Source organism: Paenibacillus sp. NPDC056579 (genome assembly GCF_042793215.1).
In the GTDB taxonomy this organism is placed as follows: domain Bacteria; phylum Bacillota; class Bacilli; order Paenibacillales; family NBRC-103111; genus Paenibacillus_S.
The window spans coordinates 25,712-50,597 of the sequence record NZ_JBHTVD010000005.1 but is presented as its reverse complement, the minus strand read 5'-3'; the positions used below and the strand labels follow the sequence as shown (position 1 = coordinate 50,597).

The 24,886-nt window shown below is 54.2% G+C and carries 22 protein-coding genes, 1 pseudogene and 3 riboswitches; of the genes and pseudogenes, 2 read left to right on the top strand and 21 right to left on the bottom strand.

Annotated elements, in window-relative coordinates:
- Positions 1-39: 39 nt before the first annotated feature.
- Positions 40-213, bottom strand: a riboswitch (cyclic di-AMP (ydaO/yuaA leader).
- Positions 214-322: 109 nt separating this feature from the next.
- Positions 323-511, bottom strand: a riboswitch (cyclic di-AMP (ydaO/yuaA leader).
- Positions 512-739: 228 nt separating this feature from the next.
- From ACFQ88_RS19940 to ACFQ88_RS19920, 5 genes and pseudogenes are all read right to left on the bottom strand, one after another.
- Entirely contained in the window at positions 740-1,345 is a 606-nt protein-coding gene (locus ACFQ88_RS19940) for a response regulator transcription factor (protein WP_379455976.1), read from the bottom strand.
- A complete protein-coding gene (locus ACFQ88_RS19935) occupies positions 1,342-2,487 on the bottom strand; it encodes a sensor histidine kinase (protein ID WP_379455974.1) in 1,146 nt (381 codons plus the stop codon). Before ACFQ88_RS19935 ends, ACFQ88_RS19940 begins: the two co-directional genes overlap by 4 nt.
- A gap of 3 nt (positions 2,488-2,490) precedes the next feature.
- On the bottom strand, positions 2,491-3,231 hold the full coding sequence (locus ACFQ88_RS19930) for an ABC transporter permease (RefSeq protein WP_379455972.1): 741 nt from the start codon (positions 3,229-3,231) through the stop codon (positions 2,491-2,493).
- 5 nt (positions 3,232-3,236) lie between these two features.
- Positions 3,237-4,151 carry an ABC transporter ATP-binding protein gene (locus ACFQ88_RS19925; RefSeq protein ID WP_379455970.1) on the bottom strand — a complete coding sequence of 305 codons (915 nt, stop codon included), beginning with the start codon at positions 4,149-4,151 and terminating at the stop codon, positions 3,237-3,239.
- Positions 4,152-4,694: 543 nt separating this feature from the next.
- Positions 4,695-5,321, bottom strand: a pseudogene (locus ACFQ88_RS19920) (DUF2278 family protein); the annotation flags it as partial.
- 219 nt (positions 5,322-5,540) lie between these two features.
- Between ACFQ88_RS19920 and ACFQ88_RS19915 the strand changes: the two are divergent.
- The gene (locus tag ACFQ88_RS19915) at positions 5,541-6,431 is read left to right on the top strand and encodes a M15 family metallopeptidase (protein ID WP_379456821.1); all 891 of its coding nucleotides are present in this window, start codon (positions 5,541-5,543) and stop codon (positions 6,429-6,431) included.
- A 583-nt stretch (positions 6,432-7,014) separates the two neighbouring features.
- On the opposite strand, the gene map is transcribed toward ACFQ88_RS19915, so the two are convergent.
- On the bottom strand, positions 7,015-7,761 hold the full coding sequence (map, locus tag ACFQ88_RS19910) for a type I methionyl aminopeptidase (RefSeq protein WP_379455968.1): 747 nt from the start codon (positions 7,759-7,761) through the stop codon (positions 7,015-7,017).
- Positions 7,762-7,925: 164 nt separating this feature from the next.
- On the opposite strand from map, the gene ACFQ88_RS19905 reads away from it, so the two are divergent.
- Complete coding sequence (locus ACFQ88_RS19905) at positions 7,926-8,057, top strand: hypothetical protein (protein WP_379455966.1); 132 nt, start codon at positions 7,926-7,928, stop codon at positions 8,055-8,057.
- Between the two features lie 100 nt (positions 8,058-8,157).
- Here ACFQ88_RS19905 and purD read toward each other — a convergent pair whose 3' ends face one another.
- The 15 genes from purD to ACFQ88_RS19830 all read right to left on the bottom strand — a co-directional run bounded on the left by purD (position 8,158) and on the right by ACFQ88_RS19830 (position 24,849).
- Complete coding sequence (purD, locus tag ACFQ88_RS19900) at positions 8,158-9,417, bottom strand: phosphoribosylamine--glycine ligase (RefSeq protein WP_379455964.1); 1,260 nt, start codon at positions 9,415-9,417, stop codon at positions 8,158-8,160.
- 16 nt (positions 9,418-9,433) lie between these two features.
- The gene (locus ACFQ88_RS19895) at positions 9,434-10,165 is read right to left on the bottom strand and encodes an IMP cyclohydrolase (protein WP_379455941.1); all 732 of its coding nucleotides are present in this window, start codon (positions 10,163-10,165) and stop codon (positions 9,434-9,436) included.
- A gap of 31 nt (positions 10,166-10,196) precedes the next feature.
- The gene (locus tag ACFQ88_RS19890; protein ID WP_379455939.1) at positions 10,197-11,384 is read right to left on the bottom strand and encodes a phosphoribosylaminoimidazolecarboxamide formyltransferase; all 1,188 of its coding nucleotides are present in this window, start codon (positions 11,382-11,384) and stop codon (positions 10,197-10,199) included.
- Positions 11,381-12,010 (bottom strand): phosphoribosylglycinamide formyltransferase, encoded by a 630-nt coding sequence (purN, locus tag ACFQ88_RS19885; RefSeq protein WP_379455937.1) that lies wholly within the window; start codon positions 12,008-12,010, stop codon positions 11,381-11,383. The genes ACFQ88_RS19890 and purN overlap by 4 nt, the downstream gene beginning before the upstream one ends.
- The gene (gene purM, locus ACFQ88_RS19880) at positions 12,007-13,047 is read right to left on the bottom strand and encodes a phosphoribosylformylglycinamidine cyclo-ligase (RefSeq protein WP_379455935.1); all 1,041 of its coding nucleotides are present in this window, start codon (positions 13,045-13,047) and stop codon (positions 12,007-12,009) included. Before purM ends, purN begins: the two co-directional genes overlap by 4 nt.
- A gap of 523 nt (positions 13,048-13,570) precedes the next feature.
- The gene (gene purF / locus ACFQ88_RS19875) at positions 13,571-15,058 is read right to left on the bottom strand and encodes an amidophosphoribosyltransferase (RefSeq protein WP_379455933.1); all 1,488 of its coding nucleotides are present in this window, start codon (positions 15,056-15,058) and stop codon (positions 13,571-13,573) included.
- A complete protein-coding gene (gene purL / locus ACFQ88_RS19870; protein WP_239631335.1) occupies positions 15,043-17,286 on the bottom strand; it encodes a phosphoribosylformylglycinamidine synthase subunit PurL in 2,244 nt (747 codons plus the stop codon). Before purL ends, purF begins: the two co-directional genes overlap by 16 nt.
- Positions 17,264-17,959, bottom strand: a complete 696-nt coding sequence (gene purQ, locus ACFQ88_RS19865; RefSeq protein WP_379455930.1) for a phosphoribosylformylglycinamidine synthase subunit PurQ — start codon at positions 17,957-17,959, stop codon at positions 17,264-17,266. The genes purL and purQ overlap by 23 nt, the downstream gene beginning before the upstream one ends.
- Before the next feature lie 75 nt (positions 17,960-18,034).
- Positions 18,035-18,277, bottom strand: a complete 243-nt coding sequence (purS, locus tag ACFQ88_RS19860; RefSeq protein ID WP_239631330.1) for a phosphoribosylformylglycinamidine synthase subunit PurS — start codon at positions 18,275-18,277, stop codon at positions 18,035-18,037.
- A gap of 94 nt (positions 18,278-18,371) precedes the next feature.
- A complete protein-coding gene (locus ACFQ88_RS19855) occupies positions 18,372-19,256 on the bottom strand; it encodes a phosphoribosylaminoimidazolesuccinocarboxamide synthase (protein ID WP_379455928.1) in 885 nt (294 codons plus the stop codon).
- Between the two features lie 103 nt (positions 19,257-19,359).
- Positions 19,360-20,655 carry an adenylosuccinate lyase gene (purB, locus tag ACFQ88_RS19850; protein ID WP_239631324.1) on the bottom strand — a complete coding sequence of 432 codons (1,296 nt, stop codon included), beginning with the start codon at positions 20,653-20,655 and terminating at the stop codon, positions 19,360-19,362.
- A 30-nt stretch (positions 20,656-20,685) separates the two neighbouring features.
- Positions 20,686-21,873, bottom strand: a complete 1,188-nt coding sequence (gene purK, locus ACFQ88_RS19845) for a 5-(carboxyamino)imidazole ribonucleotide synthase (RefSeq protein WP_379455925.1) — start codon at positions 21,871-21,873, stop codon at positions 20,686-20,688.
- The gene (purE, locus tag ACFQ88_RS19840; protein ID WP_239631319.1) at positions 21,870-22,355 is read right to left on the bottom strand and encodes a 5-(carboxyamino)imidazole ribonucleotide mutase; all 486 of its coding nucleotides are present in this window, start codon (positions 22,353-22,355) and stop codon (positions 21,870-21,872) included. Before purE ends, purK begins: the two co-directional genes overlap by 4 nt.
- 126 nt (positions 22,356-22,481) lie before the next feature.
- Positions 22,482-22,583, bottom strand: a riboswitch (purine riboswitch).
- Between the two features lie 137 nt (positions 22,584-22,720).
- Positions 22,721-23,392 carry a DUF6483 family protein gene (locus ACFQ88_RS19835; RefSeq protein ID WP_379455923.1) on the bottom strand — a complete coding sequence of 224 codons (672 nt, stop codon included), beginning with the start codon at positions 23,390-23,392 and terminating at the stop codon, positions 22,721-22,723.
- A gap of 257 nt (positions 23,393-23,649) precedes the next feature.
- Positions 23,650-24,849, bottom strand: a complete 1,200-nt coding sequence (locus ACFQ88_RS19830) for a Gfo/Idh/MocA family protein (protein ID WP_379455921.1) — start codon at positions 24,847-24,849, stop codon at positions 23,650-23,652.
- Between the last annotated feature and the right edge of the window lie 37 nt (positions 24,850-24,886).

Sequence of the window (24,886 nt, the reverse complement as noted above, 5' to 3'; positions counted from 1 at the left end):
TAAGAGCACAGCATTCCGCTGTGCCTGCACACGATATTAGTTGCCTCTCCCGATACGCTTACGAGGTTAGCTGTCGGATTCGGGCGTGAGAGTCGCCCTACTTGCACCCTGGATTAACCGCTCCTGCTGCAAGATTCACCCCATGAGCCGTTTGGCTCGTCGGTTCCCCCGATCCTTAAGACCTATAGCCCAAGGACTCAGCGATTCATTTTGCTATGTTTGAACACAAAAAAGACCACAGAGGCATAAGCCCTGTGGCCGCAATAAACGATCACAAGCTCCATCATCCTCTCTCATTGACATGTCCGCTTTGCTTATAAACAAGCCATGTCTATCCACGCTGACGAGGTTAGCTGTCGGATTCGGGCGGTGAGAGTCGCCCTACCCAAAGCATTGCTGCGAATGCCTTGGGATTCACCCCTAGCAATACCCGAACGGCTCTCACACCGAACGCGCACCGCTTCGTTGGTTCCCCCGCTTTCCAGTTACGGAAATTGAGCGATCAAGAATCGAAACTACATTAACAAATCATGAATTGTATATTACGCCTGTTGCTCCTTTCTGTAAAGAACACCCGAGGGACTTGTGCGATGATATAAAACGAATTCAAATCATGGTAACGCTTACTTAAAGATCGGTCTCTAGAATACTGCCTCCTGCTCACTCATTCTGCATTTTTCGTAAATCGTGCCCCCTTGTCCGAGCCGTCGCATGCTTTGTTGCCCCTTCACTGTCCCTTTTATTTCAGCCAACCCTTTTTCTCGGCGATCTGGATGGCTTCGATCCGATTTTTTGCCTCCAGCTTTTGCATAATTTCCGATACGTAATTACGTACCGTGCCGCCCGACAAGAACAGCTCCCGGGCGATTTCATTCGCCGACATGCCCTGGGCCACCAGCATCAGCACCTCCTGTTCCCGATCCGTGAGCGGATTTTCTGCCGCCTCCCAGAACGAGAAGGCCAGCTCGGGACTGATCGCTTTGCCCCCGGCGTGAACTTTGCGCAGCGCGCTGCTAAGCTCGTCGATAGGGGAATCCTTAAGCAAGTACCCTTGCACTCCCGCCTTCATCGCCCGTTGAAAGTAGCCGGCACGGGAAAACGTCGTCAAAATGACGACACGGCACGGATGCCCAAGCTCCTGCAGCCGCTCTGCGATGTCGAGGCCGGTCATCCGCGGCATTTCAATATCGAGCAGGCACAAATCGGGATTCAGCTCCACAATCATGCGCAGCGCTTCCTCCCCTTGCTCCGCCTGCCCGATGATTTCGATATCGTCCTCCAAATCGAGAAGAGCGCTCAGGGCGCCCCGCAGCATTCGTTGGTCCTCTGCAATAATCACTTTCATCGTTTATTGTCACCTGCCTGTTGATTCTTCACGATATTGGGTACGGATAGTGTGACCTGCGTCCCTTTTCCCGGTTCCGATTGCAGCTCCAGCCTGCCGTCGATCAAGTCGAGACGTTCCTTCATCCCTACCAGTCCATGGCCGGATGGCGATGCTGCGACAGCCGCCACCTGCAGTCCGACGCCGTTGTCACGGACTGTGACGGTAATTTCGCTTCGGTCTTCCTGCACAACAATCCCACAGCCTGTCGCTTTGCTGTGCTTGACGACATTCGTAACCGCCTCGCGCAGACACATGCCGAGGATGTTTTGGATGACAGGCGACGCTTTGATCTGCGAAGCATCTCCTTCCACGGTAAGCTCCATATTGGCTGCAGCTAATATCCGTTCTGCATGCTGAATTTCCTCCGCCAGCGTCACCGCATTCATTCCCGATACAAGCTCACGCACCTGCTTCAGCGCAGCGCGAGCCGTCATCTGAATATCCCTGACTTCCTGTACGGCACGCTCCGGCTGCTTCAACACCAGCTTTTCCGCGAGCTCGCTTTTTAACGTGATCAAAGATAACGTATGTCCCAGCGTATCGTGCAAATCCCGGGATATGCGCTGCCTTTCCTCTATTTGCACAAGCCTTGCTATTTCCTCGTTGGCCGAATGCAGCTTGGCCTTAAGCTCCCTTGACCTCACACCGGCACGGAGAATGAACGGCAATCCGATCATCAGCGCCGAGGAAGGGATCATAAGCACCAGATCGCTCCCGGTGAAATGATGCGTATGTGAGCCGAATACAAATACAAACAAGAGCAGCATAACAGCCATGCCCGAGTAAAATTGCTTCCTGGAGGGAAGCAGCCCGATGATCGGAGCCGCATAGAAGCCCATGAACCAAAAGGTGATATCGTAGCGGAAGCATAAATAGACCACGATGCCGTACATCAGAAGCACATACAGGAGCCGGCGCGGCACATCCCTATACGAGGCGATATTTAAGGCCACAAATAATATCAATAAAGGAAAACCGATCCACATTTCGGGAACCGGCTTTTGCAGCATGCTGTAGATGGGAGCAGCCATATACACCAGCCAAATCATTTGGAAAATACTGATTCCGCTGCCGAAAGGCTCGGACGCTTTCTTGAACATCGCTTATATCGCTTCCTGTCTCTTGATTCTATAGGAAGATAATACCATAAAGACGGCGGCGTAAGCAGCAAGCAGAACAATGCCTATCCAATCCGGAGAAGCTCCCGCCACCATATTCCACGCTCCTTGTCCGTACCGGTACGAAGGAAGCCATTCCGCAATGTGCTGCATTAGCGATGGCATGGACTGAATGGGCATCCAAAGACCGCCCAGCGCCGACATGACAATAAAGATCACCTGTGATATCACTTGTACCACCTCAACGCTGCGGATAGTCCCTATGAGCGTTCCAAGAGCAAGAAAGGGGAGAATGCCGATCCAAATCCACAACCCGCAGGAAAGCCACTGTACGAACGTTAGCTCCACTCCTTTGAACAGACCGCCGATAAGAAACATGAACACAATCGTGCCGAGATTTATGACCGACTGAGCGGCGATTTTTGAAAATACATACGCTCCGGACGGAAGCGGCGTGATACGCAGCAGCTGTACCCAGCCCTGCTTGCGCTCTTGCGCGAACCGGATGCTGATCGTGTTCATACTCCCCCCGATGACTCCGAATACAGTCATGGACATCAAGTAATACGCTTTCCATTGAATTCCGCCGATATTCATATTCGCATCCATCGTGCTTGTAAATATAAAGTAGAAGATGGCCGGCATCAGCAAAGCCGTCACAACGAATTTCCGGTTTCTTAACGTACGCAATATTTCCGCCTTGCATTGAGCTATCATGCCCGTCATCAGGTTCATCTCCTTTCAAATTCTTGCTCTTTGGCTTCATGATGCACCAGCTGCTGGAACGCCTCTTCCAGACCGCCGCTTCGGATCTCGATATCTTTGGCTTCGAGCTCATGCAGCACAATAGCCTGGACGAGAAGATCCGTATCATCGCTCACAATGCTCACTCTGCGCCCGTGCCAATCGGTCCGGCGGACTCCAGGCAGACGCCGGACGGTTTCGTCCGTTACGCCCGCTCCCGCTGTAAACGACAGCGTCCGTCCGCTAACGGACACTTTGATGGATGCAGGCGTGCCGTCTGCGATCAGGCGCCCGTTATTTACGACCACGATGCGGTCCGCAATGGCATCCGCTTCCTCCAAATAGTGCGTCGTCAATATGATGGTGCGTCCGCTCCCGGCCATCTCTCTTATCGCCTCCCAGAACGTGCGCCGCGACGTCACATCCATTCCGACCGTCGGTTCGTCCAGGAACATAATCGACGGATCGCCCGCCAGAGCCAAGGCGAAATTCAGCCGGCGCTTCTGGCCTCCGGACAGCGAAGTCGCCATCTTGCCCTTCTCCGCCTCCAGATCGGACAGCTTCAGCAGCTGCTTCATGGACAGCGGATTCGTGTAATAGTGGCGGAACAGCTCGATGGTCTCTCCTACCTTGAGCCCGTCAATGACGTTCACATCCTGCAGCATCGCGCCCAGCCGGTTTTTGACATGCCGGTCCTGTGGGCTCCCGTCCAGCAGCCGGATCGTGCCCGACGTCGGCTGCTGCAGCCCGAGCGTCATCGACACCGTCGTCGTTTTGCCTGCACCGTTGGGCCCGAGCAGCGCGACGACGCTGCCTTCTTCTATCGTCAAGGACAGATCGTCTACGGCAATCTTTCCTTTATAATGCTTGCTCACATGCTCCAGTTGGATAGCCGGATTCATTTCGTTCACCTCGTCGTTTATTTCATGTACTTAGTGTAAAGGCGCAGCGCCGGTTAAGGTATTCATGAACGTCATCGATTTCATATGACATTTGTCATCCGAACAACACAAAGACCCCCATCGGGGTGATGGGGTTATCGGATGCTGCAGCTACTAGAAGCGGATCGTCCAGCCGGGGCGGACTTGACGGCGGGTGTAGGAGACGCCGTGGACCTTCAGTCCGCGCGGATCGAGCAGCGTAATAATGTCTCCCCGCTGCTTGAGGAAATCCGGCTGTCCCTCCAGCTCCAGCGTCCTGAATTGGCCGGGAGCGATGCCGCCTGACAGCCGGTATTTTTGCTTCAGCTTGTTCGCGAGAGACCATCCGTCCAGCAGGACGGTTTGTTCCGAAGCGTTCAGCAGCGTGACCGTCGCGAAGCCTGCCCGTCTCGCGGGCAGGACGACAGCGCCGACAATGGTAACGGCTTCCTCCGGTGCCGTTATGGCATTTGGAGACGGGCCATGCTCTGTCTGCCCGTCCCAATCGAGCGGACTGCCCGTCCGGTCGTCCGTATGCCACGATTGCGATTGAAACGCGAGAAAGATCGCGATCCAGCGGCGATCCGCCGGGAAATGGATCAGCAGGCCCCCGTCCCGATATACGCCGTTATCCTTAGCGTAGGAGCCGGAATTGCCTTGATTCATGTGAATATCATGAACTCCGCTGCCGGGAACGAAGCCGAACACGGTGTCCGGCAGCTTCGGCTCCGGCCCCCATGGATCGCCATACGCATACAGCACGGCATCTTCGCAATCCATAGCGCGTTTGATGTACATTTCCAGCTTCTCGTTTAAATCGTTATCCCGTCCCGGGACATCAAACGCAAGCGGAACCAGGTTCCGCCGGTCGAACAAGTTACCGCGAATATAATCCAGCGCCATGCCTCCGGGCCGGTTCGGCAGACGTGTAAAGCCGAACGGCAGCTCAGGCAGGCCCGCCGTCACTTCATGCTCGAACCATTCGTCGGTGTAATACAGCAATTCCGATGGATGAAGCTGTGATTTTACGTTTACGGCTATCCGATATTGTACTCCTCCGGCTATGCCATGGATCTGGAAATGGGGATGGGCTCCCGTTCCCGCCTTCCGGCCGATCGCTTTGCACTTTAGCACTCCGTAAGCAATGCTCATTTGTTTCTCCTCCCGATGTTCCGGCTCCGTTGCCAGTCTCTGTATCTATCGTTTACGAAAACGATGGGCAAGTCAACCGTTTCGGGATTTTCATAGCATACGTGTAACTTTTGAAGGCAAACCACAGTCTATAGTATGATAAGAAAATGCGACTTGCGGAACCATGCTCCGCTTCGCAATTCAAATGAAAACGATAGATTCATCAAGGACAACGGAGGAATTATGAAAAAAACATCTTTAACCGCTTTGCTGCTTGCTTCATCTCTTGCTTTATTTGCGGGCTGCGAAAGCTCCAAGACGGACTCGGCCGCCAATCCATCCGAGACGCCTCCGCCGGCTGCGCAAAACAACAATACGGCCGCTACACCGCCTGCCAATCAGGCGGGAGGGACGACGACGCCAAAGCCCGGTTCGAGCTCTACACCGACACCCACCCCTTCCTCAACTCCTGCTCCTGGGGGGTCAGCGGGAAATAGCGATAAAGGGAAAACCTCGGATGCCGGCAAAGGATCCATCCAGGTCGTGGCCAAGCCGGAAAGCATTACCGTGCTGGTGAACAAGCAGTTCTCCCTTCCGGATAAATACGCGCCTGCGGATCTCGTATACCCTGACGTTCCTTTTACCTTTAAAGAGAAAATAGAGAAACGCCAAATGCGTAAGGAAGCTGCAGGGGCGCTGGAGAAAATGTTTGCCGGCGCCAAAAAGAGCGGCATTTCGCTGGCCGGCGTATCCGCCTACCGTTCCCATGCAACGCAAACAACATTGTTCAACAACTACGTCAAAAAAGACGGGGAAGAAAAAGCGAAGATGTACAGTGCGGTTCCCGGAACAAGCGAGCACGAAACCGGACTCGCCATCGACGTATCCGGCAGCGACGGCAAATGCGCCGCGCAGGACTGCTTCGGAGGAACGAAGGAAGCCGAATGGCTTGCGAAGCACGCTCAAGAGTACGGCTTCATCATCCGCTATCCGAAAGGCAAGGAGTCTATCACCGGCTATCAATATGAGCCTTGGCATCTCCGTTATGTAGGAGAGTCCATCGCCAAAGAGATTGCAAGCAAAGGCATCACGATGGAGGAATATTATAACGCGGTTCCTGTATCCAAGTAGCCGCTCTCGAAGACGCTATTAAGTGTGAGGCGCGACTATTATTACAGAAAAGCTCCGAACCGTATTGAACGACTCGGAGCCAGGCTGTTGACTCCCAACCCGTTAGTGTACCCATCCGTTTGTGAACGTACTTGAGTTGCGGACCGTAAGTCCGTTCAGATTGTCGAGTATTTTACCCGATAATGCCTTAGGGGTAGGCGGGGTATCTGTTGAAGGAGCGCAAGCGCTCGCCTTTGTTTTCAGAAAATAGCAGCCAGTAAGGTTTCTCGGCAAGCTCTATGGACCCTGAATCCGCTATTTTACCAAAAATGGCTCAATTTGCAGGATGATCGGACTACAGAACCTTTATTTCGCGGAAATTCACTTGTTTTCGAGGTAAAAATAGCAAATAACGGCCTCTCGGTCCGATCGCTCCCCAAAAACATCATGATTTCACGAAATAACGGATCTCCTGTCCGATCCTTCGCAGCCTGTCTGAAGGGGCGTACCCCGCCATCGGAGTATACAATCAAAATTCGATTTCCTTTGGTTTCTCAGCAAAAAAGCTCCGAACCCGTATCCAACGGTTTCGGAGCTTTTTCCCTTATTGCTTCGTAAGAATCAGAGGACCTTCCGCCGTAATGGCGATAGTATGCTCATACTGCGCCGACAAGCTTCCGTCCACGGTTCGCGCCGTCCATCCGTCGGCATCGACTTTTGCCTTAAAGCCGCCGATATTGAGCATCGGTTCAATCGTAATGACCATGCCCTCCTTCAATCTCGGGCCTTTGCCCGCCGGGCCGTAATGCGGCACCTGCGGCTCCTCGTGCATTTTGCTGCCGATCCCGTGACCTACGAAATCCCGCACTACGGACAGCCCCTCCGCCTCGGCATACACCTGAATCGCATGGGAGATGTCCCCAATCCGATTTCCTTCTACTGCTTGCTCGATTCCTTTGTACAACGCTTCTTCCGTAATCCGCAGCAGTTTGTCAGCTTCCGGCGACACGCTACCGACCCTATACGACCAGGCGGAGTCTGCAAGCCAGCCGTTCAGATTCACTACCATATCGATCGTGACGATATCGCCGTCCTCGTACGGCTTATCGGTAGGGAACCCGTGGCATATAACATCGTTCACCGAGGAGCAAGTTGCGAACGGATACCCATTATATCCTTTTTGCTCCGGTGTTGCGCCATGCTCCGACAAAAACTTATCGACGAATCGGTCGATATCCAACCCGGTAACGCCCGGCTTGATTAGCTTGGCAATTTCTCTATGACAGGCGGCAAGCAGCTTTCCGGCTTCATGCATAAGCTCAATTTCGCTTTTTGTTTTAATAACCATCATCGGCTTTATCACTCCCGGTTTTTCAAATTCCACTGCATATCCTTTTAGTATAACAGCTTTTGGGGTAAAAGATGATGAAGGACCGGTGAACTTTTTCACGGTCCGGAATGAACTGGGGAGCGGCAGGAAACGATAAGGAAAAATGCAGCCGGGAGGGATAACCCATGAACGGTTTTTCCTATTATTTTCATCACTACTGGCTTTCGGCCGTACTCATTATAGGACTTATTGGGGCAGCCATTCTTGTCTATAAAAATTGGGACCGGATTATTATTAAGGGCAGCGGCCGAAAGTGAGCAGACACTCCTACACGTTCTATCAGCCCAGATTACGGCCCCGCCCGAAAAAAGAAAAACAGCCTGAAAGAACGAATTCTTTCAGGCTTGCCGCAGTGCTTTATACAAGCGCTTTTTTGGCGATATCGGTACGGTAATGCTTGCCTTGGAAACGAATGCGGTCCGCGTCTGCGTACGCTTTGGCGCGGGCATCGGCAATATCCTTGCCAAGCGCGGTAATGCCGAGCACACGGCCTCCGTTCGTCACGATCTGACCGTCCTTCAGGGCAGTGCCTGCGTGGAACACGACGGAGCCTTCAACCTCGTTCAAGCCTTCGATAGGCAAGCCTTTCGGGTACGAGCCAGGATAGCCTTCCGAAGCGAGAATGACGCATACGGCGGCTTCATCGGACCATTGAATATCCATATGTTCCAGATGGCCGTTCACGGCAGCAAGGAAAATATCGACCAGATCGGTTTTCAGCCGCGGCAGCACGACTTGGGTTTCCGGGTCGCCGAAGCGTGCGTTGAACTCGATCGTCTTAGGCCCTTGCGGCGTGATCATAAGTCCCGCGAACAGCACGCCGCGGAACGGGCGGCCTTCGCTGACCATCGCAGCCGCCGTCGGCTTGATGATCGTTTCGATCGCCTCGTCGATCACGGCTTGCGGAATATGCGGCAGCGGCGTATAAGTGCCCATACCGCCGGTATTCGGTCCCTTGTCGCCGTCAAATACGGCTTTATGGTCCTGAGCCGGTACCATCGGACGGACGACGCTGCCGTCGACGAACGACAGAATCGACATTTCCTGACCGGTGAGGAACTCCTCGATCACGACCTGATTGCCGGAATCGCCGAAAATTTTGCTCACCATAATATCGTGAAGCGCCTTTTCCGCTTCTTCCATCGATTGCGCTACGACGACGCCTTTGCCGGCCGCAAGGCCGTCCGCCTTAATAACCGTAGGAATCGATTGCTTGCGCAAATAGGCAAGCGCGGCTTCATAATCGTCGAACGACTCGTAGGCAGCGGTAGGAATGTTGTATTTCTTGAACAATTGCTTCGAGAATACCTTGCTCGATTCTAGAATCGCGGCATTTTGACGCGGTCCGAAGACCGGGATGTTCTTTGCTTCCAGATGATCCACGATCCCTTCGGACAACGGATCGTCCGGTCCGATAACGACCAGATCGATCGCATTGTCGATGGCGAATTCGCCGATCTCATCGAACTGATTGACCTGCAGCGGGATGCATTCCGCAACCTCGGCAATGCCGCCGTTACCCGGAGCGCAGTACAGCTCGCGCACCTTCGGGCTTTTCTTCAGCGCCCAGCAAATCGCATGCTCGCGGCCTCCGCCGCCAACTACTAATATCCGCACGGTATTAAGCTCCCCTTTACTGTTTGTTCACAACAAGCAGCTCGGTTTCGCCGCTTCCGATTTGAATCGTTTTGACAAGCAAAGAGATTTTGTTCTCTTCGTTCAGCGCCTTCCAGTACACGTCGGCGATTTCACGAATGTCGTCGGACAGAGGAACCAGCGCCGGCTCGCCCCGGAACGACGGCAGAGGGTTGCCGTCTCCTTGGTACGTATGAATGCAATGGCCGTAGCCTGGAATCGCTTTTTCGTAAGTATACGTATGACGAAGCGTCTGGTCTTCCACATTGCCGTTCGATTTCAAAATCGACAGCTTATAAGCAAATTGGCCGTCCTTCCGATCGACCAGTCCGCTGATGCGCGGCGTGAAGTTCGGTGCGTCCGGCTCATAAGTACGGGTTGCAAGCGCCGATTCGAACGTGCCGCCGGATTGCAGAGCTTCATAGATCGTATCGGTTTGGTCCCCGTTCGTAATGATATGAGCTCCGTCCACATGTCTTGCCGGATAGTAAATAATAAGCGAAGGATCCGTCAATTTCGCGGGATCTTTGGCTTCCGTGCGTACAAAGCCGTTGTTTTCCTGGATAAACACCCGGTTGCGGCTGTTTTCGCTGCGTCCCATGATCCAGTACACCTGTACGAGTCGGGTACCGTCCGGCGTTGCGCCGATCACGATACCGCGGCCCGGATACACATTGTTTTGCAAGCTGTTCAAATATTGATCCGCTTGAGCGGCTCTTGTCGTTGTCACGGTTTATATCCTCCCTTGGCTTATGCGTGGATTAGTGATGGAACAGACGAACGCCGGAATAGCACATGACCATACCGTAGTCGTTAGCGGCTTTGACCACTTCTTCGTCACGCATGGAGCTGCCCGCTTGAACGACGTATTTCACGCCGCTGCGGCTCGCACGGTCGAGATTGTCGCGGAACGGCAGGAAAGCATCGGAGCCGTAGGATACGCCCGTCAGCTTGCTGAGCCATGCGCGCTTCTCGTCGCGGGTCAATCGTGCTGGCACTTCCTCGAAGCATGCTTCCCAAGCCGCCTGCTCTACCGGAGTCAGCTCTTCTTCGAGCCACAGGTCGATGGCGTTGTTTTGCTCCGCGCGGGAAAGCCCTTGGCGGAATTTCATGCTGAGCGCCTGCGGATGCTGGCGAAGGAACCAACGGTCCGCTTTGTCGCCGGCAAGTCGGGTACAGTGAATCCGGGACTGCTGCCCCGCTCCGATACCGATCGTCTGTCCGTCGAGCGTGTAGCAGATCGAGTTGGATTGGGTATATTTCAACGTCACGAGCGCGATCAGAAGGTCACGCTTCGCATTGTCGGGAAGGTCTTTGTTCTCCGTTACGATTTTGTCCAAAGCGGACGCGTCGATAACGCCGTTATTGCGCTCCTGCTGCATCGTCAAGCCGAACAGCGTGCGCGTTTCTACCGGATTCGGCACATAGTCCGGATCGATTTGCAGGATGAGGTAGCCGCCGTTCTTCTTCGCTTTCAAAATTTCCAGCGCTTCATCCGTATAACCAGGTGCAACGACCAAGTCGGACACTTCGCGCTTCAGCAGCAATGCCGTGGAAGCATCCACTACGTCGCTCAGCGCGGCTGCGTCACCGAAGGAGGACATCCGGTCCGCTCCGCGCGCGCGTGCATATGCCGTCGCGAGCGGAGACAGCTCCAAGCCTTCGACGAAGTAAGCTTTTTTCAGATCGTCTGTGAGCGGTGCCGCTACTGCAGCGCCTGCAGGGCTGACATGCTTGAACGATGCTGCTGCCGGCAGGCCGGTCGCAAGGCGAAGCTCGCGTGCCAATTGGAACCCGTTAAGCGCGTCCAGCAGGTTAATGAAACCCGGGTCTCCGTTCAGAACTTTGATCGGCAGTTCACCTTCGGTGTAGAGCTTCGCTTGTTTTTGATGCGGGTTCATGCCGTAACGCAATTCCAGCACGTTCGTCCCGTTCGTAGTCTGGCTCATGAGTGGATCCCATCCTTCGGTTTGAGATTTATATAAGGTTCTAGATCAATTTGTCCTGAAGCGATCTGGCTTATGACCTGCGGCAGCAGCTCGTGCTCCATCGGATGAATGCGCTCGCTGAGCGATTGCTCGGTATCACCGGGAACAATATCGAGTGCGCGCTGTGCCAAAATCGGCCCGCTGTCGAGCCCGCCGTCGACCACATGGACCGTAATGCCGGTCACCTTGACGCCATGCTCCAGCGCCTGACGCACCGCATGCAATCCCGGAAAAGACGGCAAAAGCGACGGGTGAATGTTGATCATCCGTCCCCAATAAGCGCCGACCAGCACATCGGTCAAAATCCGCATGTAGCCGGCAAGCACCACTAGATCAACCTGCTTGCCGCGCAGCAGCTCCAATATTTCCTGCTCGTACGCTTCGCGCGACGGATATTCCTTCGGCCGGAACGTATGTACCGCTACCCCCGCTTCCTGCGCGCGCTGAACGACCGGCGCTTGAGGCCGGTCGCAAACCAAAAGCTCGATGCTCGCATCGAGCTTGCCACCTTGTACCGCATCCGCAATGGCCTGGAAATTCGACCCGCTTCCGGACGCGAATACGGCTATGCGAAGGGGCTTATTCATACTACCGCCCCGTTAAACGTTACGATGCGTTCACCTGCTGTCACTCGGCCTAACGTATATACTTTCTCTCCGTGCTGTTCGAAAATGCGCGCTGCTTCCGCTGCTTGCTGTTCGGAAACGACGATCACCATGCCGATGCCCATGTTAAACGTACGGAACATGTCGTTGTTGCTTATCGCGCCCTCTTGCTGCATCAGCTGGAAGATCGGCAAGATCGGCCAGGAGCCGTAATCGATCTCTACATTGACGTCAGCCGGAAGCATACGAGGAATGTTCTCGATAAAACCGCCGCCTGTAATGTGCGCCAAGCCTTTAAGCTGAACGGACTCCAATGCTGCCAATACGGATTTCACGTAAATTTTGGTCGGCTCCAAAACGACGTCGCCCAGCTTGCCGCCCAGCGCATCGATGTGGTCATGCAGGCTGTAGCCTTTTTCTTCAAGCAGCAGCTTGCGGACGAGCGAGAACCCGTTGCTGTGTACGCCGCTGGATGCAAGGCCAAGCACGACATCGCCCGGACGAATGGTCGAGCCGTCGATGATTTTCTTTTTGTCCACGATCCCTACGGTGAAGCCGGCGATATCGTACTCGCCTTCGGAATACATTCCCGGCATTTCCGCCGTTTCGCCGCCGATCAAGGCACAGCCGGATTGCACGCAGCCGTCGCTGATCCCTTTGATGATCGCTTCGATTTTCTCAGGGATCACTTTGTCGCAGGCGAGGTAATCCAGAAAAAACAGCGGCTCCGCGCCTTGTACCACGATATCGTTGACGCACATGGCAACCGCGTCGATACCGATGGTGTCATGCTTATCCATGGCAAAAGCAATTTTCAGCTTCGTGCCTACGCCGTCCGTGCCGGAAACGAGCACCGGCTCCTCGTATTTGTCTTTGTTCAAGCCGAAAAGCGCGCCGAATCCGCCCAAATCGGTCAATACCTCGGGACGGAACGTCGTTTTCACGTGCTTCTTCATTCGTTCTACCGCTTCGTTGCCCGCCGCGATATCGACGCCGGCTTTTTTATATGCATCCGACACAGGGTTTCACTCCTCAGTTAGGGCCGAGATCTGTGGCGCTTGGAAAAGGTGTATGGCTCATGGTGCCTTGGCTTCGGGCTATGTGAAGATATTCGGTGAAATCTGGATCGCTTGAGTGCGGATCGTTCTTCCGATCGCCCTTGTCCACGGAATTCTTAGAATTACTTCCGCTTTAGCGGATGAATTCCGTGGACAGTATATGCTTCCGAAGTCGCTTTCTTTCAGAAAGCGTTTAGGCGACCGCTAACGCTTCTGCAGAACGATTCCGCCTCTCCGCTGCATTTCACCGGAGTACAACACATCGGCCTTCGCCTTGGCGGCTTAGCCAGACCGCTTCCAACGCGCCTCAAACTCGGCTGCGTTTAGTATAGAATGGCGGAGTCGTTATCCTCCTCCGCCTTGATTTTTAAAAAGATTGCTGGTGGCATTGCAGAAGCGCCCTTTGCAGGCGCTGCTCGCCACCCTACTCCGCTGAGTCTTCTTGATAAGCCTCAGTCTGCTTACAACCAACACCGACAATACCTTAGTCACAGCCGCAGCCGATAGAAGACTCCTCGGTGACGCGAGTAGGGTAGCTGTTGTCGAAACAGGCCGTGCAGTGGCCGCGGTTGAATTCGACGTTCGGACGGCCGATCGATGCGAGCAGGCCGTCCTTGCTCAAGAAATGCAGCGAATCGGCGTTGATCGCTTTGCGAATTTCCTCGATCGACTTCTGAGCGGCGATCAATTCCTTGCGGTCCGGCGTATCGATGCCGTAGAAGCAAGGGTTCTTGAACGGCGGCGAGCTGATGCGCACGTGCACTTCGGTAGCCCCCGCTTCGCGAAGCAGATTGACGATGCGCAGCGAAGTCGTGCCGCGGACGATGGAGTCGTCAATCATGACGACGCGTTTGCCCGCTACGATGCTGCGCACGGCGCTCAGCTTCATCTTCACGCCCTGCTCGCGCAGCTCCTGGCTCGGCTGAATGAACGTGCGGCCGGTATACCGGTTCTTGATGAGCCCGAGCTCATAAGGGATACCGGTCTGCTCCGCATAGCCGATGGCAGCCGAGATGCTGGAATCCGGCACGCCGGTAACGACATCGGCGTCCACGAACGACTCAAGCGCGAGCTGACGGCCCATCCGCTTGCGCGCGGAATGGATGTTGATCGCGTCGATATCGCTGTCCGGACGCGCGAAGTAAATGTACTCCATTGCGCAGATAGCGCGCTGCTTGATCGGCGAGAAACGGTCTTCCTTCAAGCCGTGCTTCGGGTCGAGTACAAGCAGCTCGCCCGGCTCGACGTCGCGGTAATACGTGCCGCCGACCGCGTCAAACGCACAGGTCTCGGACGCGAACAAGTACGCGGTGCCGAGACGCCCCATAACGAACGGGCGCAGGCCGTGCGGATCGCGAGCAGCGATCACTTTATCCTTGGTCTGGAACAAGAAGGCATACGCTCCGTCTACCCGGAGCAGCGCTTCCTTAATAGCCGCTACGATATCGTCCTGCTTGGAACGGGCGATCAAGTGAGCTATAACCTCGGTATCGCTCGTCGTTTGAAAAATCGATCCTTGAGCCTCCAGCTCTTTCTTGATCTCGCCCGCGTTGTGCAGATTCCCGTTCGTAGCGATGGCAAGATCGCCTCCGCGGTATTTGAACACCAGCGGCTGAGCGTTCGCCAGCTTGCTCTCGCCAGCCGTGGAATATCGGACATGGCCGATCGCATTGGATCCCGTCATCGTACTGAGATTGTCGTTGTTGAATACTTCCTTGACCAGACCCATGCCGCGGTGATAATGAAAGTCGGTTCCGTTGGCTACGCAAATGCCTGCGCTTTCCTGACCGCGGTGCTGCAAAGCATGAAGCCCGTAGTACGAAAGGTTTGCGGCTTCGGAGTGACCGTACACTCCGAATACGCCGCATTCCTCGCGAAGCTTGTCAAACAGACCGTCATGGCTGTTGATTCCATCATTATAGAAACGTCCTGTCCAAAGCTGCGGTTGCGGCTGCATTACTTCATCAGACATGGAATCGCATCCTTCCAAACCTTTTCTAGTTGTGCAACAGGTGCTTGGATGACTGGTTTAGCGTTCACTTGGATTTGTAATTCGTTGCCTTGAACCTGGCCTAGCTCTTGATACGGTACGCCTTGCTCGGCGATCCACTGCTTCAATGCTCCGGCTTGTTCAGGCGATGCGCTTAGCAGGATACGGGATTGGCTCTCGCTGAACAGCGCGATATCGTTGCGCAGCTCGGAGGTGAAGTTCACGCTGGCTCCCAGACGGCCGCTGATGCAGCTTTCGGCCAAAGCAACGGCCAAGCCGCCGTCGGACAAGTCATGCGCAGAAGCAACGTACCCTTTTTGGATCGCGCCAAGAACGGTATTCAAAAGCTTTTTCTCTACATCCAGATCGATTTGCGGAGGACGTCCTTCCGTTACGCCGTGAAGCACGTATTGGAACTCGCTTCCGCCCAGCTCCGCTTTCGTCTCGCCGAGCAGGATGATGATGTCGCCTTCTTTTTTGAAGCCTTGTGTTGTAATGTGATCCGTATCGTGTACGAGACCTACCATGCCGACAACCGGCGTCGGGTAAATCGCGCCTTTTGCGTTTTCGTTGTACAAGCTGACGTTACCGCCGATAACCGGAGTCTCCAGCTTGCGGCAAGCTTCCGCCATACCGTCCGCCGCTTTTTCCAGCTGCCAGAAAATATCCGGCTTCTCCGGGCTTCCGAAGTTCAAGTTATCCGTAATCGCCAATGGCTCCGCACCGGAGCATACGTTGTTGCGTGCGCCTTCGGCAACCGCAATCATACCGCCTACTTCCGGATCGAGGTACACATAGCGGCCGTTGCAGTCCGTGGACATCGACAACGCTTTGCGCGAGCCGTTAATCGTTACTACAGCCGCATCGGAGCCGGGGCGTACCGCCGTGCTGGTGCGAACCATGTAATCGTATTGGTTGTAAACCCACTCTTTGCTTGCAACCGTAGGGGATGCGAGCACTTTTTCCAAAGCGCCGTTCAAATCGGTCACTTCCGGATAACGAGTCGTATCGACGGAAGCATTGTCAACATAATAAGCAGGAACCTGGGAAGGCTTGTTGTATACCGGGCACTCGTCTACAAGCGCGGTTACAGGCATGTCGCCTACCAGCCCGCCTTTGTGAAAGAGCTTCAGACGGCCGTCGTCGGTAACTTTGCCGACCTTCGCGCAGTGAAGGCCCCAACGCTCGAAGATTGCTTTGGCTTGAGCTTCATGCTTAGGCTCGACAACGAACAGCATGCGCTCCTGCGATTCGGACAGCATCATTTCGTAAGGCGTCATGCCTTCCTCGCGCTGAGGAACCTCGTCGAGGTACAGCTCCATACCGTTGCCCGCTTTGCTTGCCATTTCCGCACTGGAGCAAGTCAAGCCTGCGGCACCCATATCTTGAATACCGAGCACGATGCCGGAGTTGATCAGATCAAGACAAGCTTCCAATACGAGCTTCTCCATGAACGGATCGCCGACTTGCACAGCCGGACGCTTCGCTTCGGATTCGGCGGTCAGTTCCTCGGATGCGAACGTCGCACCGTGGATGCCGTCGCGGCCCGTTGCCGGACCTACGTAGAACACAGGGTTGCCTACCCCTTTGGCTACGCCTTTTTGAATTTTGTCGTGATCGATGATCCCTACGCACATTGCGTTAACGAGCGGATTGCCTTCGTAGCTCTCATCGAACATCACTTCGCCGCCGACGGTCGGAATGCCGATACAGTTACCGTAGCCTGCAATCCCGGATACTACATGCTCGAACAAATATTTGACGCGCTCATTCTCGAGACGGCCGAAGCGCAAGCTGTTCAGCAATGCTACCGGACGCGCACCCATCGAGAAAATGTCGCGGATAATGCCGCCGACCCCTGTCGCTGCGCCTTGATAAGGCTCGATCGCGGACGGATGGTTATGGCTTTCGATTTTAAATACGACCGCCTGGTTGTCGCCGATATCGACGATTCCCGCGCCTTCGCCCGGTCCCATCAATACGCGAGGACCCGTTACCGGGAACTTGCGAAGTACAGGCTTGGAATTTTTATAAGAACAGTGCTCGGACCACATAACGCTGAATACGCCGATTTCCACATAGTTCGGTTGACGACCGAGGAAGCCGCAAATTTTATCGTATTCGGCATCGGTTACGCCCATCTGCTTGTAAATTTGTTGTTCTGCGATTTGTTCTGCAGTTGGCTCCTTAGCCGATAGTTGCTGCGCCATGTTTTTCCCTCCAAGTGCTCAAGATCGATGTGAACATCCGTTTGCCGTCCGCCGAACCGAGCAGCTCGTGCACTGCGCGCTCCGGATGCGGCATCATGCCAAGCACGTTGCCGTTTTTGCTGCAGATTCCCGCGATGTCGTCCACGGAACCGTTAGGATTGCTGCCCGCTTCGTAACGGAACACGATCTGATTGTTGGCTTTCAGCTCCGCCAATGTTGCATCGTCACAGTAGTAGTTGCCTTCGCCGTGAGCGATCGGAATGTTGATCAGCTCGCCCAGCTTGTACTCGGATGTAAACGGAGTCGCCGTATTTTCCACCTGCAGCATCGCTGCGTGACAGCGGAATTTGAGCGATTCGTTGCGAAGCATAGCTCCAGGAAGCAAGCCCGATTCAAGCAAAATTTGAAATCCGTTGCAAATCCCGATAATATATTTGCCCTGCTCCGCAGCTTGAACGAGCGCGTTCATTACCGGTGCAAAGCGGGCGATAGCGCCGCAGCGCAGGTAGTCTCCGTAAGAGAAGCCTCCTGGAACGATGATACAGTCATAAGAAGATAAATCCGTTTCGGTATGCCAAACGTAGCTAACAGGCTGGCCGATCGTGTCCTCTACCGCTTTATAACAGTCGATGTCACAATTAGAGCCGGGAAACACCAGTACAGCGAAATTCATCACGTGCTCCTCCTTTAAGGGTCGATCTATTCTCTGTCGATTTATAAATCCGTCGTGTCCGGATGGTAGTCTGGATTAAACGAGCTCGTAGCGGTAATCTTCGATAACGGTGTTAGCCAACAGCTTCTCGCACATCGCCTTTACGCGTTCTTCCGCTACAGCGCGGTCTGTCGTGCCGAGCTCCAGCTCCAAGTATTTGCCTACGCGCACTTTGCCCACTTCGTCAAAGCCCATGGAATGAAGAGCGCCTTGCACGGCTACGCCTTGCGGATCGAGTACGCTTTGCTTGATCGTTACATAAACGGTTGCTTTTAACATGGGGTGAATCCTCCTTGGGAGTAAGTGGTTTCTTTCACACTATAAATGATGGATCTCGTATATCGTGAACGGCGCTAATAATTCGGTCGTCGAATCATTTCACCAAACGGTCGTAAATCGCTCTGTAGCGGCGGGATGTTTCCTCAACGACGTCATCCGGCAGCGGGTCCGGCTCGCTGTTTTTGTCCCAATCGGTTCCCGACAAGTAGGTCCGGACCGGTTCTTTATCCATGCTGTCGATCTCGATGTCGAATGCGTAGTTTTCCTTCGCCCAAAAACGGGAGGAGTCCGGAGTGAAAATTTCATCTATTAAAATAATTTCTCCGTCGATCAGGCCGAACTCGAATTTCGTATCCGCCAAAATGATGCCCCGCTCCTCGCAAAACTGGCGGGCAAATTCATACAACATGATACTCTTCGCTTCCAGCTGCTCCGTCAGCTCGGCGCCGACAAGCTCCTTCATACGCTCGATCGAAATGTCTTCGTCGTGGCCTACGTCGTTTTTCGCGGCAGGAGTGAAGATCGGCTTCGGGAAACGCTCGTTTTTGCGCATTCCTTCAGGCAGCTTGTGCCCGTTGATCTCGCCTGTCTTCTCATACTGACGCCAGCCGCCGCCGGTTATGTAGCCGCGCACGACGCATTCAATGTCGATCCGCTCCGCTTTCTTGGTCACCATGAAGCGGTCCTTCATGATGTCGCGGTCGGTGACGATATCGCCGAGCTGCTCTACATCGCCATGTACCACATGGTTAGGCATCATGTGTTTCGTTTGCTCAAACCAGAACTTGCTCAAGCTGTTCAGCACGTTCCCTTTATCGGGTACGGCTGGCGAGAGCACCCAGTCAAACGCCGAGATGCGGTCGGTTACCGCGATAAGATAATACTCTCCCAGATCGTACAGCTCGCGGACTTTGCCTTTATACAGCAGTGGTGCTTTGACAAAAGGTTCAGCGCTAGAAATCGCCTTCGTTACGGCCATGATTGAGTTGGTCCTCCCCAAAGGTGCCTGAAGCATGAGAGCTGAGATCCTATACCATTACTTGTCCGCCCTGATCATGCTTCAAACACGTTTTATTTATAGATTAAATTAAGCCCAAACGCTCGAAGATCGTATCCACATGCTTCAAATGCCAGCTAGGATTGAAGCAATCCTCGATTTCCTCCAGGCTCAGCTGCTCGCGGATTTCCGGCGTGCTCTCGATGATCTCGCGGAACGAACGCTGCTGCTCCCAAGCCTGCATTGCTCTAGGCTGTACGGTATCGTACGCTTGCTCGCGGCTGAAGCCTTTGTCGATCAGCTTCGTCATCACGCGGCCGGAGAACGGAACGCCGTACGTGCTTTGCATATTGCGCTTCATATTCTCTGGGAACACGGTCAAGTTCTTGATGATATTGCCGAGACGGTTCAGCATGTAGTTCAAAAGCGTCGTCGCATCCGGCAAAATAATGCGCTCTACGGACGAGTGCGAAATGTCGCGCTCATGCCACAGCGTTACATTCTCGTAAGCGGAAATCATGTGGCCGCGGATCACGCGGGACAAGCCGGAGATGCTTTCGCAGCCGATCGGGTTGCGCTTGTGCGGCATCGCGGACGAGCCCTTTTGCCCTTTGGCGAACGGCTCCTCGACTTCGCGGAATTCGCTCTTTTGCAGCGCGCGAATTTCGGTAGCAAACTTGTCGAGCGAAGTGGCAACCAGCGCCAGCGTAGCCATATATTCAGCGTGACGGTCACGCTGCAGCGTTTGGGTCGAGATCGGAGCCGGGTTCGTTCCGAGCTTGTCGCAGACGTACTTTTCCACGAAAGGATCGATGTTCGCGTACGTGCCTACCGCGCCGGAAATTTTCCCGTACTGTACGCCGTCAGCCGCAAAGCGGAAGCGCTCGAGATTCCGTTTCATCTCTTCGTACCAGAGAGCCATTTTCAATCCGAACGTTGTCGGCTCGGCATGTACTCCATGCGTACGGCCCATCATTGCCGTATCTTTGTGCTCGATTGCTTTGTTTTTCAAAATTTCGATGAAATTGATAATGTCCTTCTCTAAAATCTCGTTGGCTTGCTTCAGCAAGTAGCCAAGAGCAGTATCCACCACGTCGGTGGAAGTCAAGCCGTAATGCACCCATTTGCGCTCCGGTCCGACCTTCTCGGAAACGGCGCGGGTAAACGCGATTACGTCGTGGCGTGTTTCCAGCTCGATTTCATAAATGCGGTCGATATCGAATGCGGCGTTCTTACGCAGCTCCTTGACGTCTTCTTTCGGAATAACGCCGAGCTCAGCCCATGCTTCGCAGGAAAGCAGCTCTACTTCAAGCCATGCGTTGAATCTGTTCTCTTCAGTCCAAATGCGTGCCATTTCCGGTCTTGTGTAACGATCGATCATTGTATTTCCTCCGATTCTATGCTTTTCGTTCTAATTATTAGATTTCCATATGTCCGAAGCCTCTATCCACTGCATAGCCGCATCCGTCGATCCGGCCAGCACGTTGACGTGCCCCATCTTCCGGTTATGCTTGCTCTCGCTCTTGCCGTACAGATGAACCTTAGCCGTAACGCCCGGAGCAACCTGCTCCGATTCCGGCTTCACGATCCAATCCAGCAGCGGCTCGACATGCTGTCCGAGCACGTTGACCATCACCACCGGGGTCAAAAGCTCCGTTGATCCGAGAGGCAAATTGCAGATGGCGCGCACATGCTGCTCAAACTGCGACGTGGCGCAAGCCTCCATCGTGTAATGCCCCGAATTGTGCGGCCTTGGAGCCAGCTCATTGACGAACAGCTGTCCGTCGCGGGTAAGGAACATCTCCACGGCGATCAGCCCGATCACGTTCAGCGATTCGGCGATTCTCATCGCGAGCCGCTCCGCCTCCTGCTGAATGCTCTCGCTCGTTCTCGCAGGAACAATGGATAGATGCAATATATTGTTGATATGAATGTTCTCCGCCGCAGGGAATGCTTTCACTTCGCCTCTTGGGCTTCTTGCCGCTATGACGGATAGTTCCTTCTCGAAGTGGATAAACTGTTCGAGCACCAGCTCCGTCTTCGCTTTACTCAGCGTGGCGAAAGCTTCCTCGACTTCATCCAGCGACCGGATGACCCATTGGCCTTTGCCGTCGTAGCCGCCGGTCGCCGTCTTCAGCACGCACGGCGTACCGAAGCGTTGTACCGCTTCGCGAAGCTGTTCGGCGCTGGCAATTTCCGCATAAGGCGCCACCTTCACGCCCGCCGCTTCAATCGCCCGCTTCTCGCGCAGACGATGCTGCGTTGTATACAGCAGCTGGCTTCCCTGCGGGACGTACGATTCGGCCATCAGCAGGCCGGTTACGTCGGCGTCGACATTTTCGAACTCATACGTGATGACGTCCGATTGCTCCGCCAAAGCTCTTGCGGCTTCCACATCATCATAGGAAGCGACGATCTGCCGGTCGGCCACTTGTCCGCAAGGCGCATCCGGGGTCGGATCCAGCGTCACGAAGCGGTAGCCCATGGCCCTTCCGGCCAATGCGAGCATGCGGCCCAGCTGGCCGCCGCCAAGTACGCCGATCGTGCCTCCGGGACGAATTACCTTGCCTGTCTCGTTGTTGTTCTGTGCTTGGCTCATTCGAGCACGCTGCTTTCTATGACCGATTGGCGAATCCGCTCGCGGCGGTCACGCACCTTTTGCTGCAGCTCGGCATCGAACGCGCCCAGGATTTGTGCTGCCAGCAGTCCGGCGTTCGTTGCGCCGGCATGACCGATGGCTACCGTCGCTACAGGAATGCCGCCCGGCATTTGCACGATCGACAGCAGCGAGTCCATTCCGTTCAGCGTGGACGTTTTGACAGGCACGCCAATAACCGGCAGCTCCGTTTTTGCGGCGACCATGCCGGGCAGATGAGCGGCTCCGCCCGCTCCCGCGATAATAACCTTCAATCCGCGTTCGGCCGCGGACGCCGCATACTCGAACATTAAATCCGGCGTACGGTGAGCCGATACGACTTGCTTCTCGTAAGGCACCCCGAGTTCCTCCAGCATGTCGCAAGCATGCTTCATGGTTTCCCAATCGGACTTGCTTCCCATGATCACTCCAACAAGAGCAGACATAATAACCTCCGTCGTCTATTTTCCTGATTAAACACAAAACGCCCGGCAGATAGGCACCGTAATGGTCTATCGGCAGGACGACGAGTATTGCACAGCGCAAGCTAAGGCCGAGCACCGGTGTGCCGACCTTCGAACACGCATACTCGTAGTCCAAAAATTTATGGTTTTTGGGTAGATACTTCCGGGCCATATCCCCGACATTATACGAGAAAATTTGACATTTTCAGCTAAAAATCCACGTTACGATTACACTTTTAGTTTACCAGTGATGGAAGGCATGTGTCAACAAAAAAAGACGAACATTATGTGAATCAGAATCCTATAAAGTTCGCATTTCAAATAGCATAACCGGTCAAAAAGTGGAGTTAACTCCCATTTTGTTTCATTTTAATCAACAATTCACGGCTTTCCTGAATTTCCTCCCCGCTCAAATTGCCCTCCGCCCACTGCTCCGGCTCAAGCTCAGACCAACGCTCGTACATGTCGATGCCGCGCTCCACCAGCTTAGGATTGCCCGGATCGTCGTCGAGCATGAAAAACAGCATGTCCTCCGCCTTCGCCAGCTGGCCCGTCGCATCGTAGTGGCCGAGCAACAGCTCCATCAGCCGCAAATTCATTCTGGTCTGCTTCACTTGAGGCAGTAGGGCGCTCACCCGTTCCTCCGCGTCACGATGCAGCTCTTCCGCATCTTCCATTTGCCGTATTTCCAGAAGCAGCTCCAGCGACTTCAAGAAACAGCTCTCCGCTTCCAACGGCTCACCGGCATCGCCAAGCAGCTCCCCTTCCGCCTTCAGCATGTCGCTCAGCAGCAATCCTTTTCCCGCATCAAAATGGCCGTTAGCCGAAAGCAAGCCAATGATATCCTTGACGGACAGCGCCCGGACCAGCTTGGAATTGAGTCCAAGCAGCTGCTTCATCGCCTGGGCGATAAGCTCCATCGCTTCCGCGAGCCTGCGGTTTTGCCGCTGCAGCAGCACCTGCGCCATTGTAACCGTGAACTGCTCAATCATTCGTAAAAGATAGTCTCTGCGATACAACGCCATCCCTCCAGCCCATGACGGATTTCTTCTATTGTAACGCATGGGATTGGATATTGAAAAACTCCGCACCGGACCACGCCGGCTTAAAAACAAATCCCCCAAAAGTGAAGATCATGCTTGGAAGCTTAATCCTGTTGCTTTTGGGGGAGCCCCCATTATCCATAGGAAATTGCTCCGCATAATTTCCTAAACAAAAATAAAACCGCCGGTTCAAGCCTCAGCTTGAATCAGCGGTTTTCCGGTTCCCATTCATTTTATCCTGTATAGACGCGATATTCCGTCAATTCGGTGCTGCGCCCTTTGGCCGCCCATTCATATCCGAGCTCCGAAGGCAGCGACCCGCGATGGAAGCTGTCCAGCAATGCTTCGCGCAAGCCTTGCACCCAATTGAACTTCACTTCCTCGTCTCTTTGGATCAGCTCCTCAGGGAACGTGCGGATAGCCGGCATCGATTCCAGCATCCCGTTCATGCACAGCACTTCCGCATACGCCGCTTCCAGTCCGCACGGAATGGTTGATCCGCCGTTAGAGACAGCTTTGATGCAGGTGCCGAGCTTGCTGTATTTTTGCTGCGCATAGTGCTTGACCGTACCGTCATTAAATACCGCCTCGATACGGTTCTCGTTTGTTCCTGACGAATAGGTAATAACAGCGTTTTCAAATTCAAAATGAAGCGCAGGACCGTAGTTGTCGCTAACTGCATGGGTAGCGTAAAACAAAACCTCCACGCCGTTATCGCCATAAGCCCTGAGCGCACACGTATCGAAATTTTCAATCTTGTTCGCCCTGTACAGCTCCGCCTCTACGGTTTGCAGCGGCAGACTGCGATCCGTCTGACCCCCGAGGACGTAAAACATATTGTGCAAATAATGAGACGTAGCGTTATGAGCTACGCTGTCCAAAATCCACTCGCCGTTATCGCCTTTTTTCCGGCCTTTCCACCCGCTCATGAAATAGCTGTCCGTCCGTCTCCACAGCACGATGGACTTAAGCCGCTTCGGCTTCCCGAACAAGCCGCCGGAAATATCCTGCTTCAGCTGCTGAATTTGCGGCGTAAACGACCAGTCGAAGCCGATGGCCACGAACTTTCCTGCACGGTCCCGTGCTTCCATCATCTTGTGAACGTCTTGTACCGTAGGAGAAATCGGCTTCTCGCACAGCACGTTGCTCCCCTTCGACAGCGCCAGGCAGGTCTGCTCGCAGTGAAATTGTATCGGTGTGGATATTACGGCAAGATCCGCCGTGCTTTGAGCATAAAAGCTTTCCATCGTCGGATAAAACGGCACGTTCCGTTCCTTCAGCGCCTCGTAAAACTTGCTCGTTTCCGGCTTTACATCGACTACCCCTGCGATAAAAGCTTCATTTTCATAGTTTCCGTTCAGCATTTCGTTAACATAGTTGGCTCCATAGCCGCCAATGCCGACCAATAAAATGGATACCCTATTCCCGCTCATTCTTCCTTCACCTCGGTTTTACAAGTTCATTGCAAGC

Coding starts and splice junctions, on each gene's coding strand:
- purK (WP_379455925.1), bottom strand. CDS start 21,873: ATGAGCCAAGCACAGAACAACAACGAGACAGGCAAGGTAATTCGTCCC.
- map (WP_379455968.1), bottom strand. CDS start 7,761: ATGATGGTTATTAAAACAAAAAGCGAAATTGAGCTTATGCATGAAGCC.
- ACFQ88_RS19855 (WP_379455928.1), bottom strand. CDS start 19,256: ATGGCCGTAACGAAGGCGATTTCTAGCGCTGAACCTTTTGTCAAAGCA.
- purF (WP_379455933.1), bottom strand. CDS start 15,058: ATGTCTGATGAAGTAATGCAGCCGCAACCGCAGCTTTGGACAGGACGT.
- purQ (WP_379455930.1), bottom strand. CDS start 17,959: ATGAATTTCGCTGTACTGGTGTTTCCCGGCTCTAATTGTGACATCGAC.
- ACFQ88_RS19890 (WP_379455939.1), bottom strand. CDS start 11,384: ATGAGCCAGACTACGAACGGGACGAACGTGCTGGAATTGCGTTACGGC.
- ACFQ88_RS19940 (WP_379455976.1), bottom strand. CDS start 1,345: ATGAAAGTGATTATTGCAGAGGACCAACGAATGCTGCGGGGCGCCCTG.
- ACFQ88_RS19935 (WP_379455974.1), bottom strand. CDS start 2,487: ATGTTCAAGAAAGCGTCCGAGCCTTTCGGCAGCGGAATCAGTATTTTC.
- ACFQ88_RS19930 (WP_379455972.1), bottom strand. CDS start 3,231: ATGACGGGCATGATAGCTCAATGCAAGGCGGAAATATTGCGTACGTTA.
- ACFQ88_RS19905 (WP_379455966.1), top strand. CDS start 7,926: ATGAACGGTTTTTCCTATTATTTTCATCACTACTGGCTTTCGGCCGTA.
- purB (WP_239631324.1), bottom strand. CDS start 20,655: ATGATCGATCGTTACACAAGACCGGAAATGGCACGCATTTGGACTGAA.
- ACFQ88_RS19830 (WP_379455921.1), bottom strand. CDS start 24,849: ATGAGCGGGAATAGGGTATCCATTTTATTGGTCGGCATTGGCGGCTAT.
- purL (WP_239631335.1), bottom strand. CDS start 17,286: ATGGCGCAGCAACTATCGGCTAAGGAGCCAACTGCAGAACAAATCGCA.
- ACFQ88_RS19925 (WP_379455970.1), bottom strand. CDS start 4,151: ATGAATCCGGCTATCCAACTGGAGCATGTGAGCAAGCATTATAAAGGA.
- purS (WP_239631330.1), bottom strand. CDS start 18,277: ATGTTAAAAGCAACCGTTTATGTAACGATCAAGCAAAGCGTACTCGAT.
- purN (WP_379455937.1), bottom strand. CDS start 12,010: ATGAATAAGCCCCTTCGCATAGCCGTATTCGCGTCCGGAAGCGGGTCG.
- purE (WP_239631319.1), bottom strand. CDS start 22,355: ATGTCTGCTCTTGTTGGAGTGATCATGGGAAGCAAGTCCGATTGGGAA.